The following is a 13,937-nucleotide window of genomic DNA, read 5'->3' as shown; positions in this document are numbered from 1 at the left end:
GAGGGGATCCCGCCCGTGCGCGCCGGCAACCTGCTGCGGCAGCTGGACCAGCGGTTGCTGCCGCCGCTGACCCGGGCGGTGGCCCGGCTGGGCGACCGGTCGGCGCGCTCCGGCGTGCTCAGTTGGGCCGCTGTGCTCTCCGCGGCGGCCGTGTTGGGCACCGCCGTCTGGGCCGTCGACGACAGCCCGGTCGGCGACCGGACTGTCGGCGAGGTCACCCGGGTCGGCGTTGCCGACGGCGACTCCGTCCCCGGCTACCTGCGGTCCGCCGCGGCCGACCTGGCGGCGCTGCCCGCGTCCGCCCCGGCCGCCGAGGGCGGGACGTACGCGCTGGTCACGCTCGACGCGTACCTGCCTCCGCAGCGGTTGGCGACGGTGCTCGGCGACGTGGGGGTCTCCACCGTGTTCGGGCGGGTTCCGCTGCCCGGCCGGCAGACCGAGATCGTCAGGATCCCCGCGCTGCGGGTGCCCGACGACGTGGTCGCCGGCATGGAGCAGGTGGCGGCCCGCAAGGAGACCGAGGCCGCCGACTACCGGGCCAGGGCCGCCGCCGTCGACGGCGACGGGGTTGGCGAGCGGGAGTTGCGGGAGCAGTACGTCAGCGGCGCCGAGGTGGCCGCCGCCGAGGCGGCCGCGTACCGCACCGGCTGCGCCTGCGTCTACGCGGCGGTGGTTCGCGCGACGCCGGTGGCGCTGCGCGGTGTGGCGGCCCGGCCGGACGTACGGGCGGTCGACCCCGCCCCCGAGGTCTACCGGCTGGACCGGACGGTCTTCACGCCACCCCTGCCGGAGCAGCGTGACGTGGTGCGTCCGCCGGCCGACACGGGGCCGAGCCCCGTACCGACCCGGTCCGAACGGCCAGCGCCGATGATCAGCGCCCCGGCGCCGTCGGCCTCCGTGGGCGAATCGTCGGAACCCGCACCAGTCGTGACGATTCCGTCACCCGCACCGTCGACGCCGGAGCCCACCGAGTCGACGCCGCCGAGTGTCACCACCTCGCCGGACGCCAGCCTCACCGAGCCGTTGACGCCATCGCCGTCGTCGTGATCTGCGCCGGCTGGTGTGCGCTCTGAGGTGTGGTCCGAATAGGGTTGGGTTCGTAGCCTGTCAGACAGAGATCGATGGCGCTGGGAGGGCGGGCCGTGGAGGGCAGTGAGACCGGCTGGGGCCGGCCGGCCGAACCAGCGCCGCGGTGGCGTGCGTTGTTGGACCGTGCCCGGCTGGGCGGTCGCGGCGCGGAGCAGACCGAGCCGGAGCCGCGTGGCGAGGAACCGCCGCCGGACCCGCTGCCACGGCGTGCGGCCCCCAACGGCTACGCCGGGCGGGCACCTGCCATCGGGCATCCGGCCGACCTGTCGTACGGCGCGGAGCCTGCTTACCGGGCCGAGGCGACCTACCGGGTCGACCCCGCGTACCGGGCCGAGCCGGACTACCGGGCCGAGCCCGCGTACCGGGCCGAGCCGGGTTATCGGGCCGAGCCGGACTATCGAGCGGAGCCGGCGTACCGGACCGAGCAGCCGGACTACCGCGCTGAGCCGGGTTACCGGGCCGAGCCGGGCTACCGCGCCGAGCCGGACTACCGCGCGACGCCCGGCTACCGGGCCGAGCCGGACTATCGGGCGGACCCGGCGTACCGGGCCGAGCCGGGTTATCGGGCCGAGCCGGACTACCGGGCCGAGCCGGCGTACCGGGCCGAGCCCGAGCCGCCGGCACTCGGCCCCGACCCGGTCCCGTCGCGCTACGCGTTGCTGGACAACGGCTACCGACCGGGCGACCCGCCGGTGGAATCGCGGTACGCCCTGCTGGAGACCGGCTACCAGCCGGAGACCGGCTACCCGGCCGCCCCGCCGGTCGCCCCGCCGCCACCGCCGGTCGCCCCGCCGCCCCCGCCCCCGCCGCCGGTCGCCGTGCCCGTCCCGCCACCACCCGCCCCGGCGGTCGGCTTGGCGGTCACCGAACGTCCCTACCCGGCCCGGGTCGAATGGCGCCCACCGGCCGTCGACCAGGAGCAGGAGCGCGCCAACGCGGTGCTCCAACGGGACCTCGGCACGCCCCGGGTGTTCGCCTTCGCCAACCCCAAGGGTGGAGTGCACAAGACGACCGCCACAGTGCTCGCCGCGGCGACGGTCGGCAGTGTCCGCGGCAAGGGTGTGCTGGCCTGGGACGACAACGAGTTGCGCGGCACCCTCGGCCTGCGCGCCGGCAGCGCCCGGCACGCCCGCACGATCCGGCACCTGATCAGCGACCTGGCCCAGATCGAGATCCTGGAGGGCGCGACCCTGCTGGACCGGCTGGACGACTACCTGCGGCACGCCTCCGACGGCTCGTACGACGTGCTGGCCGGCGAGGAGAGCCCGCGCTTCGCCCAGCGACTGGACCAGTTCACCGTCCGACGGGTGCTGGAGCTGCTGCGGCGCACCCACGACGTGGTCTGCGTCGACACCGGCAACAACGTGGAGAGCCCCAACTGGCGCACCGTGATGCAGGCCGCCGACCAGCTGGTGGTGACCACAGTGCCCCGGGAGGACGCGGCGTTCAGCGCGGACTGGATGCTCGACCTGCTGCACGAGGAGGGCATGGGCGAGTTGGCGGACAACGCGATCACCCTCATCTCCTGCCCGACCCCGGGTCGCTCGACGCTCCAGGACGACCTGGAGCGGCACTTCGCCACCCGTACCAGGGGCGTGGCCGTCGTACCGTACGACCCGGCTCTGGAGACCGGGTCGTCGATCGAGTACCACCAGCTCCAGCCGGAGACCCGGCAGGCGTGGCTGCGGGCCGCCGCGATGATGGTGGAGCCGTTCGCCCGGTGAGCTGGTCTGCCGCCACCGGAGCCCCGGCCGGGCACCGGGCCTGAGAGGATCATCGGGTGAGCCCGGACAACCCCGACCGTGAGCGGCCCGTCGACGAGCCCGACCAACCCACGCCACCCCGTACGCCGGACGCGTCACCGCCGGAGGCCGACCCGTCGTCCGGGACAGCGCCGGGCGAGTTCGGTCCGGGTCACCTGCCGCCCTCGGCGGCGTACGGGAGCTCGCTGGAGCTGCGGTTCGACGAACCGCGTCGTCCGCTGCGTGCCCTGGCGACGGTGCTGGGCGCCGTGCTCGCGCTCGCCGCGCTGGGTGTTCCGCTCGGGCTGCTCTGGGCCGCGCTCGCGCCGGACACCCCGGTGCTCAAGACCGCCGAGGGGGCGATCTACGCCGAGCCGCAACCGGAGCAGCCGATCGCCGCCGACGGCTGGTTCAGCCTGCTCGGGCTCGCCTTCGGGCTGCTCGTGGCCCTCGCCCTGTGGTTCGTGCTGCGACGACGGCGCGGCCCGGTCGGGTTGCTCGCCGCGGTGCTCGGCACCCTGGTCGCCGCGCCGGTGGCCTGGCAGGTGGGACGGCGGATCGGTCTGGCCACCTTCGAACGGCTGCTGGCGACCGCCCCGGCCGGGCAGGCCTTCAGCAAACCCGCCGACCTGCGTGCCGGTGGCGTGGACTGGCTGCTCGGCGTGCTGCCGGTGCCGCACGGCAACCTGCTGCTGCCGGCGTTCGGGGCCGCGGTCATGTACACACTGCTGGCCGGCTGGTCGCGGTGGCCGGGGCTACGCCCCGAACCCGAGCCGGGGGAGTTCAGTTGGGTGTCAGCGGGGACGCCAGCTCCGACAGCGGCACCGGAACCGCCCGCACCTGACGCAGCAGAGCCGCCTCGCGGTTGAGCAACCGCAGCTCGGCGCGGAGCCGGGAGGCGGTGTCGTCGATCGCCAGCAGCCGTTGCCGGTCGTCGACGGTGAGCGCCGCGGTCGCCGCCACCAGGTGCGAGAGCACTGTCGGGTCCTCCGGCAACTGCTCGGAGATCTCCTCCGGGTCGGACCGGATCAGGCCGAGGTACTGCCGGAACACCGCGATCACCCGGGCGGCCAGCAGATCGGCCACCTCGTCCGGGCCGCCCGGGTCGGGCAGCCACTCGACGTCGGCGGTCAGGTAGGGCTCGGCGCTGTCGTCGACCTCGGCGATCCGGAAACGACGCCGACCGACAGTGACGATGTCGAAGCCACCGTCGGTCAACTCGGTCACCTGGCGCAGCTCGGCGGTGCAGCCCACCTCGTGCAGCGTCACCTCGCCGACGCCCGACATGGCCGGGGCACCGGCGGGACCGGCGGGCGCGACCTCCCAGCCGGCCTGGATGGCCACCACGCCGAACTCGCGCGGGGCACCGTCGGGCAGGCCGACCAGGTGTCGGACCAGCGCCCGGTAGCGCTCCTCGAAGATGTGCAGCGGCAGCACCAACCCGGGAAAGAGCACCGTTGCGAGCGGGAACACCGGCAGCCGTGCGGTCACATGGTCGAGCCTAACCAATCTCGCCCGCGGCGGCGTGGCCCGGCTCACCGTCCCGGCGTACGGGCGGCTCGGGTGGGCGTCGGGCGGGCCGCCTAGACTCGCAAGGGTGCTGAATCGGATCGACCTGCGCGACGGTCTCGGTGACCCGCGCCGTCTGCTGCCCCGTGCCCAGCTCGACGTGTCCGTCGCCGTCGAGCGCATCCGTCCTCTGGTGGAGGCGGTCCGTGAGCATGGGTACCCGGCGATCCGGGAAGCGAGCGAACGGTTCGACGGCATCTCCCCGGAGGTGCTGCGGGTGCCGGTCGAGGCGATCACCGAGGCGGAGGGGGTGCTCGACCCGGCGGTGCGTGCCGCGCTGCTGGAGTCCATCGCCCGGGCCCGCCGGGTGCACGCCGACCAGCGGCGCACCGATCACGTCACCCAGGTGGTGCCCGGCGGCACTGTCACCGAGAGGTGGCTGCCGGTCGACCGGGTCGGCCTCTACGTGCCCGGTGGCCTGGCGATGTACCCGTCGACGGTGGTGATGAACGTGGTGCCCGCCCAGGCGGCCGGGGTGCGCTCGCTGGTGGTGGTCAGCCCGCCGCAGAAGGACAACGGCGGCCTGCCCGATCCCCGGGTGCTCGCCGCGTGCGCGCTGCTCGGCGTCGACGAGGTGTACGCCGTGGGCGGGGCCCAGGCGGTGGCGATGCTGGCGTACGGCGCGGCGGTGGACCCGGCCGGTGAGCTGCGGTGCGAGCCCGTCGACCTGATCACCGGCCCCGGCAACATCTGGGTGACCGCCGCCAAGCGGCTGCTGCGCGGCGTGGTCGGCATCGACGCCGAGGCCGGGCCGACCGAGATCGCCATCCTGGCCGACGACACCGCCGACCCGGCGCACGTGGCCGCCGACCTGATCAGTCAGGCCGAGCACGACCCGCTCGCTGCGAGCGTGCTGGTCACCCCGTCGGTGGCGCTGGTCGAGGCGGTCGAGGCGGAGCTGGCCCGGCAGGTGCCGGCGACCAAGCACACCGAGCGGGTCACCACGGCGCTGACCGGTGAGCAGAGCGGCGTGGTCCTGGTCGACGACCTTGAGGCTGGGCTGCGGGTGGTCGACGCGTACGCGGCCGAGCACCTGGAGATCCAGACGGTCGACGCCCGGGAGTGGGCGCTGCGGGTCCGCAACGCCGGGGCGATCTTCGTGGGCGCCTGGTCGCCGGTGTCGCTCGGCGACTACTGCGCCGGCTCCAACCACGTGCTGCCCACCGGCGGCTGCGCCCGACACTCCTCCGGCCTGTCCGTGCAGTCCTTCCTGCGCGGTGTGCACCTGATCGAATACACCGAGGCCGCGCTGCGCGACGTGGCCCCGCACGTGGTCACCCTGGCCAACGTGGAGGACCTGCCCGCGCACGGCCAGGCGGTCCAGGCCCGTTTCCCGGGAGGGTCGGCGTGACCAGTCTGGACGATCTTCCGATCCGCGACGACCTGCGGGGGCTGTCGCCGTACGGGGCGCCTCAGTTGGACGTGCCGGTGCGGCTCAACACCAACGAGAATTCCCACCCGGTTCCGGAGCCGGTGGTCGAGGCGATCGGCAAGGCGCTCGCGGCCGAGCTGCGCGAGCTGAACCGTTACCCGGATCGGGACGCGGTGGCGCTCCGCGCCGACCTGGCCGACTATCTCGGGCACGGGCTCACGGTCGAGCAGGTGTGGGCGGCCAACGGCTCCAACGAGATCCAGCAGCAGCTGCTCCAGGCGTTCGGGGGGCCGGGGCGCACGGCGCTCGGCTTCGTTCCGGCGTACTCGATGCACCCGCTGCTGGCCCTCGGCACCGGCACCCGGTGGGTGCCCGCCGCGCGCGGCGTCGACTTCGGGTTGACCGCCGAGGAGGCGGTCGCCCAGGTCCGGGAGCACCAGCCGGACGTGGTCTTCCTCTGCTCGCCGAACAACCCCACCGGCACCGCACTGGACCCGGCGGTGATCGCCGCGGTGCTCGACGTCGCGCCCGGCATGGTGGTAGTGGACGAGGCGTACGCCGAGTTCGCCAGGCCCGGGACGGTCAGCGCCCTCGCGGTGCTGCCCGGCCACCCGCGACTGGTGGTCACCCGGACGATGAGCAAGGCGTTCGGCTTCGCCGGTGGCCGGCTGGGTTACCTGGCCGCCGACCCGGCGGTGGTGCGGGCGGTGCAGCTCGTCCGTCTGCCGTACCACCTCTCCGCGCTCACCCAGGCCGCCGCACGCGCGGCGGTGGCGCACCGCGACGCCCTTCTCGGTACGGTGAGCGCGATCATGGCGCAGCGGGACCGTATCGTGGCGACGCTGCGCGAGCGGGGGTTGCGGGTCGCCGACAGCGACGCCAACTTCGTGCTCTTCGAGGTGGGCGGCGACCAGACAGTCGTCTGGAACGCCCTGCTGGCACAGGGGGTGCTGGTCCGTGACGTCGGCCTGCCCGGCTGGCTGCGGGTGACCGCCGGCACCGCCGCCGAGACCGACGCCTTCCTTTCTGCAATGGAGACTTCGCAATGAGTCGGACCGCCCGGGTGGAACGGATCACCAAGGAGACCAAGGTCCTCGTCGAGATCGATCTCGACGGCACCGGTGCCGCCGAGATCAGCACCGGCGTCGGCTTCTACGACCACATGCTGCACCAGATCGCCCGGCACGGCGGCTTCGACCTGACCGTGCGCACGGTGGGTGACCTGGAGATCGACGCGCACCACACGATCGAGGACACCGCGCTGGCGCTGGGTGCGGCGTTCGACCAGGCGCTGGGCGACAAGGCCGGCATCCGGCGGTACGGCTCGGCCACGGTGCCGATGGACGAGGTGCTGGTGCGGGCCGCCGTGGACCTCTCCGGTCGGCCGTACGTGGTGCACGACGAGCCGGTGCTCGCCCCGTACATCGGGCCGGTGTACGCGACCAGCATGACCCGGCACATCTGGGAGTCCTTCGGTCAGGCGGCCCGGGTCACGCTGCACGTCGACGTGCTGCGGGCGGCCCGTCCGGGTGGTCACCCGGACGCGCACCACGTGGTGGAGGCGCAGTTCAAGGCGGTCTCCCGCGCGTTGCGCGAGGCCACCTCGATCGACCCGCGTTCCGCCGGAGCGATCCCGAGCACGAAGGGCGCGCTCTGATGAGCGCGAGGAGTGCAGCGCAGCGGAGCCCCGCAGTCGCGAATGGAAGGTGGCTCTGATGAGCGCGAGGAGTGCAGCGCAGCGGAGCCCCGCAGTCGCGAATGGAAGGTGGCTCTGATGGGTGCCGCGTTGCCGACGTTGCTGCTGATCCTGGCCGGGGTGCTGGTGGGCGGCACCTGGTCGCTCTACCGGCAGGGCGCGCCGAAGGCCGCCGTGTTGATCACCGCGGTGCTCGCGGTGCTCGCCACTGTCGCCGGCGTGCTGCGGCTGCTGCCGGAGAACGGGTGATCGGGGTGACGACATGAGTGACGTGGTGGTGCTCGACTACGGCTCGGGCAACCTGCGCTCGGCGGAGCGGGCGCTGGCCGCCGCCGGAGCGGACGTCCGGGTGACCGACGACCTGGCCGCGGCGGCTGCCGCCGACGGTCTGGTGGTGCCGGGTGTGGGCGCGTACGCGGCGTGCATGGCGGGGATCGAGGCGCTGGGCGCCGGTCCGGTGATCGCCGAACGGGTGGCTGCCGGCCGGCCGGTGCTCGGCATCTGCGTGGGCATGCAGGTGCTCTTCGAGCACGGTGACGAGCATGGCGTGGTGACCAAGGGGCTGGGGCTGCTGCCCGGCGGGGTGACCCGGTTGGCCGCCGCCCGGTTGCCGCACATGGGCTGGAACACGGTCCGGGCTCCGCGGGAGTCGGTGCTGTTCGCCGGGTTGACGGAGCAGAGCCGGTTCTACTTCGTCCACTCGTACGCGATGGGCGACCCGGCGGCGTTGGTCGCTGCCGGTGCCACTGTGACCACCGCCCACCACGACACGGATTTCGTCGCGGCGGTGGAGCGTGGCTCGTTGTCGGCGGCCCAGTTCCACCCGGAGAAGTCCGCCGACACCGGTGCCGCGCTGCTGCGCAACTGGCTCGCCACGTTGCCCAGCGGTGACTGAGCGCCGTCGCGCGGTGCCTGAGCAACGGGCGTCGCGGTGAGCCGGGAGCGCGCCCGCCGACGGGCGGAGCGGGAGGCGGAGCAGGCCCGGGAACGGGCGGTCCGGCAGCGTCAGGTCGCCCGCCGGCAACGCCGTCGCGCGGTGGTCCGCAGTTTGACGCCACGGCTGCGGCGGGGTCGCTCCGGCCGGCTGGCCCGGCACACTAGGGGTGAGCGGGCCGCGATCGTGCTGCTCACCGGCGCGGCGTTGCTCCTGATCTGGACGTTTGTCGACAACCTGGCGTTGCGTATCGCGCTGATCGCGCTCTTGCTGCTCGTACTGCCGGCGATCGTGGTGATCGCCCTGGACCGTCGTACCTGATCGAGGAGAAGACCTTGAGCCTCACCCTGTTACCCGCCGTGGATGTTGCTGACGGCCGGGCCGTCCGGCTCGTTCAGGGCGCCCTCGGAAGCGAGAGCATCTACGGCGACCCGTTGGACGCGGCGCTGGCCTGGCAGCAGGACGGCGCGGAGTGGATCCACCTGGTCGACCTGGACGCGGCGTTCGGTCGGGGCACCAACGCGCACCTGCTCGCGGAGGTGGTGCGCCAGCTGGACGTGAAGGTGGAGCTCTCCGGGGGCATCCGTGATGACGAGTCGCTGCGCGCGGCGCTGGGCACCGGAGCGGCCCGGGTGAACATCGGGACCGCCGCCCTGGAGGACCCGGTCTGGTGTGACCGGGTGGTCGCGGAATACGGCGACCGGGTGGCCATCGGGCTGGACGTGCGGGGTAACACCCTGTCGGCGCGGGGTTGGACCCGCGACGGTGGTGACCTGTACGAGGTGCTGGAGCGGTTGGACAAGGCGGGCGCGAGTCGGTACGTAGTGACCGACATCACCAAGGACGGCACGATGCGCGGGCCGAACCTGGATCTGCTGCGCGAGGTGTGTGCCCGTACGGACCGGCCGGTGATCGCCTCGGGTGGGGTGTCCACCCTGGACGACCTGCGGGCGTTGGCGAGCCTGGAGTCGGCCGGGGTGGAGGGCGTGATCGCCGGTAAGGCGCTCTACGCGGGTGCCTTCACGGTGGCCGAGGCGCTGCGAACGCTGGCCGAGGCGTGACGACGACCCGGCTGGGGTCGGGCGGCCCGTGGGAGCAGCGCTACGGGTACTCCCGGGTGGTCCGGGCCGGTGAGCGGGCCTGGACGGCCGGTTGCACGGCGACGGTGGACGGCCGGGTGGTGCACGTCGGTGACGCGGCCGCGCAGACCGCGCAGGCGCTGCGGATCGGGTTGGCCGCGCTCGCCGAGGTGGGTGCGGAGCCCGGCGATGTGGTCCGGACCCGGATGTACGTGACGGACCGGTTGCACGCCGACGAGGTGGGCCGGGCGCACAATGCTGTCTTCGGTGCGGTGCGGCCGGCGGCCACCCTGGTGGTGGTGGCCGGTCTGCTGGACCCGAAGCACCTGGTCGAGGTGGAGTTGGAGGCGTACCTCGGCGATCGCTGAGGTGACCGCCCTCGCGGCCCGCCGGGTGGTCCCGCAGCCCGATAAGTTGTGCACAACTTAATTTTGGACTACGGTTCAGTGGTGACGGATGACCTGGTGCTGCGCCGGCAGGTGTGCTTCGCGCTCTACGCCGCGTCGCGCGCACTGACCGACGTCTACCGGCCGATCCTCGACGAGGTCGGGTTGACCTACCCGCAGTACCTGGTGCTGCTGGTGCTCTGGGAGCGTCCCGACGACGCCCCCACGGTGTCCGAGTTGGGCTCCGAGCTGCGGCTGGACTCCGGCACGCTCTCCCCGCTGCTCAAGCGGCTGGAGGGGGCGGGCCTGGTAGTGCGGCGGCGGTCGGCCCGCGACGAGCGGCGGGTCGAGGTGGGCCTCACCGAGCAGGGCCGGGCGCTGCGCGAGCGGGTCTGCGATGTCCCGCTGCGGATCGCGCAGGCCACCGGGCTGGGCTTCGGCGAACTCGTCGCGCTGCGCGACACCCTCACCCGGGTCACCGACACCATCCACCGACAGAAGGAGCAGTGACCACCATGCAGGTTGTCTACACCGCATCCGCGACCGCCACCGGCGACGGCCGGGACGGCCACGTCGAGACCTCCGACGGCACGTTCGCACTCGACCTGGCAGTGCCGAAGGAGATGGGTGGCGCGGGTGGCGCGGCCAACCCCGAGCAGCTCTTCGCCGCCGGTTACGCGGCCTGCTTCCACAGCGCGCTGCGGCTGGTGGCCCGCCGGGCCAAGGCCGACGTGACCGGTTCCGTGGTCGGCGCCGAGGTGGGCATCGGCCCGAACGGCAGCGGCGGCTTCGGGCTCACCGTGCAGCTCGTCGTCGACCTGCCCGCCGCGCCCCGCGAGGTCGCCGAGCAGATCGTCGAGCAGGCCCACCAGGTCTGCCCGTACTCCAACGCCACCCGTGGCAACGTCGACGTCACCCTCACCGTCCGCGAGACCCTGGCCGCGTGACCTCGCGGCCCCAGGCCCCCATCCGCGGACGAGAGGACGACCACCCTGTGACCAGCAACCGCGAGATCCACCTGGCCAGCCGCCCCCAGGGCTGGCCCACCGAAGACACCTTCCGGCTCGTCGAGACCGAGGTGCCGACGCCCGGACCGGGCCAGATCGTGGTCCGCAACCAGTACATGTCCGTCGACCCGTACATGCGCGGACGGATGAACGACGTCAAGTCGTACGTGCCGCCGTTCGCGCTCGACGCGCCGCTCGACGGTGCCGCGATCGGTGAGGTGGTGGCCAGCGAGGCGGCGGACGTCGCCGTCGGGACCACAGTCCTGCACGGGCTGGGCTGGCGGGAGTACGCGCTGCTCGACGCCGCCGCGGCCCGCCCCGTCGACCCGAGCATCGCCCCGGCCAGCGCGTACCTGAGCGTGCTCGGCATGATCGGTTTGACCGCGTACGCCGGGCTGCTGGAGGTGGCCGCGATGAAGCCCGGCGAGACGGTCTTCGTCTCCGCCGCGGCCGGCGCGGTGGGCAGCCTGGTCGGCCAGATCGCCAAACTCAAGGGCGCCGGCCGGGTGATCGGCAGTGCCGGCTCGCCGGCCAAGGTCGAGCGGCTGCGGGCGCTGGGCTTCGACGCCGCCTTCGACTACCACGACGGGGTCCGCGAGTCGCTGCGGGCGGCCGCCCCGGACGGCGTCGACGTCTACTTCGACAACGTCGGCGGCGACCACCTGGAGGCCGCCATCTCGGTCATGAACCTGCACGGTCGGGCCGCCATCTGCGGCATGATCTCGCAGTACAACGCCACCGAACCGTCGGCCGCGCCGCGCAACCTGGCGCTGGTCATCGGCAAGCGGCTCACCCTGCGCGGCTTCCTGGTCAACGACCACAACGACGTGCGGGCGGCGTTCGTGCGCGACGTCTCGGGCTGGCTGCGCGACGGCACGCTGTCCTACGACGAGACGATCGTGGACGGCATCGAGAACGCACCGAGCGCGTTCCTCGGCCTGCTGCGCGGCGACAACCTCGGCAAGATGCTCGTCCGCGTGTGACGCAGACCTCTCTCGCGGCGGTCGACCCGATCGGGTCGACCGCCGTGCCGCGTCCGGAGGATAGGCTCGCGGCATGACGGTGGCGGTACGGGTGATCCCGTGTCTGGACGTGGACGCCGGGCGGGTGGTCAAGGGGGTCAACTTCCTCGACCTGCGTGACGCTGGCGATCCGGTGGAGCTGGCCGCCGCGTACGACCGGGCCGGCGCGGACGAGTTGACCTTCCTCGACGTCACGGCGTCCTCCAGCGACCGGGGCACCATGCTCGACGTGGTGCGCCGCACCGCCGAGTCGGTGTTCATCCCGCTGACCGTCGGCGGTGGGGTCCGGCAGGTCGGCGACGTGGACACGCTGCTGCGCGCCGGTGCGGACAAGGTCGGCGTGAACACCGCCGCCATCGCCCGTCCGGAGCTGATCGCCGAGATCGCCGACCGGTTCGGCAGGCAGGTGCTCGTGCTCTCCCTCGACGTGCGGCGCTCGCCGAACGGCGGCACGCCCAGCGGCTTCGAGGTCACCACCCACGGGGGCCGGCGTGGCACCGGCATCGACGCCGTGTGGTGGGCGCACCGGAGCGCCGAGTTGGGCGCGGGGGAGATCCTGCTCAACTCGATGGACGCCGACGGCACCAAGGCGGGTTTCGATCTGGAGCTGATCGCCGCGGTGCGCGCGGTGGTGGACGTGCCGGTCGTGGCCAGCGGGGGCGCCGGTGAGGTGGCCCACTTTCCGCCAGCGATCGGCGCCGGCGCGGACGCGGTGCTCGCCGCCAGCGTCTTCCACTTCGGAGAGCTGACCGTCGCCGAGGTCAAGGACGCGCTGCGCCTCGGCGGCCACCCGGTGCGCTGAGCAGCTCAGCGCTCGCCGGACTGCCCCTCCGGTGACCGACGCGGGGTCGGAATCGAACGGACCGCGTACTCCTGGACGGCGGCCGCGTGGTCGGCCTCGTCCAGGATCCAGTCCGCGCTGCCGGGCGCGTGCCGGCGGGTCAACACACCCTGCACGGTGTCCACTGTGGTCGCGACACCCGCACGCGGGCGGGTACGCCACAGCTGCTCACCCTCGGCGGTGATCCGGAACCAACCGTCGGCGACGCTGACCAGCCCGGCGCCGACCAGCCGCTGCACCGCGGCCTCCACCTCGTGTCGTTGCGGAATCGCATGGTTGAGGTGGTCGGCTGTGGAGAGCACGTCGGTCAGGCGGACGCCCTCCGGCCGGCGGCTTGTCGCCGACCGACGGTGCCGTCCGGCGCCGCTCGCGATGACGAGCGACACGAAGATCCAGGCGTCGTTCCAGCGCCAACCGTTCTCCCCCATGCACAGATGATGACGGCGCGCGTCGCGGAAGGGAACACCCACCCACGAACCGGTGCGCGGGACCACCCCCACGTACCGGTTCGCGAACGGTCGGTGAGGTTCAGCCGGCCGGGGCGGCCGGCGCGGAGTTGCCCGGCGGGGGCGCGGCAGTGTCCGGTGCGGCAGCCTCCGGCACGGCGAACAGCGGAATGAAGAACTGGGCCAACGGACCGATGGCCAGTGCGTACGCGACGGTCCCCAGACCGACGGTGCCGCCGAGCAGCCAGCCCAGCGCCAGCACGGTGACCTCGATGACGGTGCGCACCAGTCGGATCGACAGGCCGGGTCGGCGGGCCACGTACCCGGTCATCAGACCGTCGCGGGGGCCGGGTCCCAACCGGGCGCCGAGGTAGAGAGCGGTGGCGGCGCCGTTGGCGACGATCCCGCTGACCAGCATCGCGATCCGGACGCCGAGCGGCCCGCCCGCGGGCAGCAGGACCAGTGTGGCGTCCACGACCAGGCCGATCACCACGACGTTGCTGACCGTGCCGAGGCCGGGGCGCTGCCGCAGCGGGATCCAGAGCAGCAGGACCAGCGCACCGACGGCGATGGTGACAGTGCCGAAGGAGAGCCCGGTCCGCTCGGAGAGCCCCTGGTGGAACACGTCCCACGGGTCGAGGCCCAGGTCGGAGCGGATCATCAGGGCCATGCTGACGCCGTAGACAGCGAGTCCGAGGTAGAGCTGGACCAACCGTCGAACCGGCCGGTGCCGCAGATTGCCAAGCAGTGCCAT

At 73.3% G+C, this 13,937-nt stretch carries 18 protein-coding genes; 15 read left to right on the top strand and 3 right to left on the bottom strand.

Going from position 1 to position 13,937, the window contains the following annotated elements:
- Nucleotides 1–15 precede the first annotated feature (15 nt).
- The 3 genes from ACFYPG_RS27670 (at nt 16) to ACFYPG_RS27660 (ending at nt 3,700) form a co-directional block, all read left to right on the top strand.
- Nucleotides 16–1,047 (top strand): hypothetical protein, encoded by a 1,032-nt coding sequence (locus ACFYPG_RS27670; protein WP_387354337.1) that lies wholly within the window; start codon nt 16–18, stop codon nt 1,045–1,047.
- A gap of 74 nt (nt 1,048–1,121) precedes the next feature.
- Nucleotides 1,122–2,813 (top strand): AAA family ATPase, encoded by a 1,692-nt coding sequence (locus ACFYPG_RS27665; protein WP_387354336.1) that lies wholly within the window; start codon nt 1,122–1,124, stop codon nt 2,811–2,813.
- A 56-nt stretch (nt 2,814–2,869) separates the two neighbouring features.
- Nucleotides 2,870–3,700: a DUF2567 domain-containing protein gene (locus ACFYPG_RS27660; RefSeq protein WP_387354335.1), complete on the top strand. Its 831-nt coding sequence runs from the start codon at nt 2,870–2,872 to the stop codon at nt 3,698–3,700.
- On the opposite strand, the gene ACFYPG_RS27655 is transcribed toward ACFYPG_RS27660, so the two are convergent.
- Nucleotides 3,615–4,322 (bottom strand): LON peptidase substrate-binding domain-containing protein, encoded by a 708-nt coding sequence (locus tag ACFYPG_RS27655; RefSeq protein WP_387354334.1) that lies wholly within the window; start codon nt 4,320–4,322, stop codon nt 3,615–3,617. The genes ACFYPG_RS27660 and ACFYPG_RS27655 overlap by 86 nt on opposite strands.
- Before the next feature lie 106 nt (nt 4,323–4,428).
- Here ACFYPG_RS27655 and hisD point away from each other — a divergent pair, with 106 nt between their 5' ends.
- The 12 genes from hisD to hisF all read left to right on the top strand — a co-directional run bounded on the left by hisD (nt 4,429) and on the right by hisF (nt 12,698).
- Complete coding sequence (gene hisD, locus ACFYPG_RS27650; RefSeq protein WP_387354333.1) at nt 4,429–5,751, top strand: histidinol dehydrogenase; 1,323 nt, start codon at nt 4,429–4,431, stop codon at nt 5,749–5,751.
- Entirely contained in the window at nt 5,748–6,821 is a 1,074-nt protein-coding gene (locus ACFYPG_RS27645) for a histidinol-phosphate transaminase (protein ID WP_355007658.1), read from the top strand. Before hisD ends, ACFYPG_RS27645 begins: the two co-directional genes overlap by 4 nt.
- Nucleotides 6,818–7,429, top strand: a complete 612-nt coding sequence (gene hisB, locus ACFYPG_RS27640; RefSeq protein WP_030334475.1) for an imidazoleglycerol-phosphate dehydratase HisB — start codon at nt 6,818–6,820, stop codon at nt 7,427–7,429. The genes ACFYPG_RS27645 and hisB overlap by 4 nt, the downstream gene beginning before the upstream one ends.
- A 117-nt stretch (nt 7,430–7,546) precedes the next feature.
- Nucleotides 7,547–7,717, top strand: a complete 171-nt coding sequence (locus tag ACFYPG_RS27635) for a hypothetical protein (protein WP_357259611.1) — start codon at nt 7,547–7,549, stop codon at nt 7,715–7,717.
- A gap of 13 nt (nt 7,718–7,730) precedes the next feature.
- Nucleotides 7,731–8,363 carry an imidazole glycerol phosphate synthase subunit HisH gene (gene hisH, locus ACFYPG_RS27630; RefSeq protein ID WP_355007657.1) on the top strand — a complete coding sequence of 211 codons (633 nt, stop codon included), beginning with the start codon at nt 7,731–7,733 and terminating at the stop codon, nt 8,361–8,363.
- A 36-nt stretch (nt 8,364–8,399) separates the two neighbouring features.
- Nucleotides 8,400–8,723: a hypothetical protein gene (locus tag ACFYPG_RS27625; protein ID WP_355007656.1), complete on the top strand. Its 324-nt coding sequence runs from the start codon at nt 8,400–8,402 to the stop codon at nt 8,721–8,723.
- 14 nt (nt 8,724–8,737) lie between these two features.
- Nucleotides 8,738–9,463 (top strand): bifunctional 1-(5-phosphoribosyl)-5-((5-phosphoribosylamino)methylideneamino)imidazole-4-carboxamide isomerase/phosphoribosylanthranilate isomerase PriA, encoded by a 726-nt coding sequence (gene priA, locus ACFYPG_RS27620; RefSeq protein ID WP_355007655.1) that lies wholly within the window; start codon nt 8,738–8,740, stop codon nt 9,461–9,463.
- A complete protein-coding gene (locus ACFYPG_RS27615) occupies nt 9,460–9,849 on the top strand; it encodes a RidA family protein (RefSeq protein WP_387354332.1) in 390 nt (129 codons plus the stop codon). Before priA ends, ACFYPG_RS27615 begins: the two co-directional genes overlap by 4 nt.
- 81 nt (nt 9,850–9,930) lie before the next feature.
- Nucleotides 9,931–10,377, top strand: a complete 447-nt coding sequence (locus ACFYPG_RS27610) for a MarR family transcriptional regulator (protein WP_355007654.1) — start codon at nt 9,931–9,933, stop codon at nt 10,375–10,377.
- A gap of 5 nt (nt 10,378–10,382) precedes the next feature.
- Nucleotides 10,383–10,814, top strand: coding sequence for an organic hydroperoxide resistance protein (locus ACFYPG_RS27605; RefSeq protein WP_355007798.1), 432 nt, complete (start codon nt 10,383–10,385; stop codon nt 10,812–10,814).
- A 47-nt stretch (nt 10,815–10,861) separates the two neighbouring features.
- Nucleotides 10,862–11,857 (top strand): NADP-dependent oxidoreductase, encoded by a 996-nt coding sequence (locus tag ACFYPG_RS27600; RefSeq protein ID WP_355007653.1) that lies wholly within the window; start codon nt 10,862–10,864, stop codon nt 11,855–11,857.
- 73 nt (nt 11,858–11,930) lie between these two features.
- Complete coding sequence (hisF, locus tag ACFYPG_RS27595) at nt 11,931–12,698, top strand: imidazole glycerol phosphate synthase subunit HisF (protein ID WP_355007652.1); 768 nt, start codon at nt 11,931–11,933, stop codon at nt 12,696–12,698.
- A gap of 5 nt (nt 12,699–12,703) precedes the next feature.
- Here hisF and ACFYPG_RS27590 read toward each other — a convergent pair whose 3' ends face one another.
- Together ACFYPG_RS27590 and ACFYPG_RS27585 are read right to left on the bottom strand one after the other, a co-directional pair.
- Complete coding sequence (locus ACFYPG_RS27590) at nt 12,704–13,165, bottom strand: hypothetical protein (protein WP_355007651.1); 462 nt, start codon at nt 13,163–13,165, stop codon at nt 12,704–12,706.
- A gap of 100 nt (nt 13,166–13,265) precedes the next feature.
- Nucleotides 13,266–13,937, bottom strand: a complete 672-nt coding sequence (locus tag ACFYPG_RS27585; protein WP_387354331.1) for a YitT family protein — start codon at nt 13,935–13,937, stop codon at nt 13,266–13,268.

Origin of the sequence: Micromonospora sp. NPDC005553 (assembly GCF_042871765.1) — a bacterium.
Taxonomy (GTDB): Bacteria; Actinomycetota; Actinomycetes; order Mycobacteriales; family Micromonosporaceae; genus Micromonospora.
The sequence above is the reverse complement of the archived record's forward strand: the minus strand, read 5'-3'. Positions and strand labels throughout refer to the sequence as shown.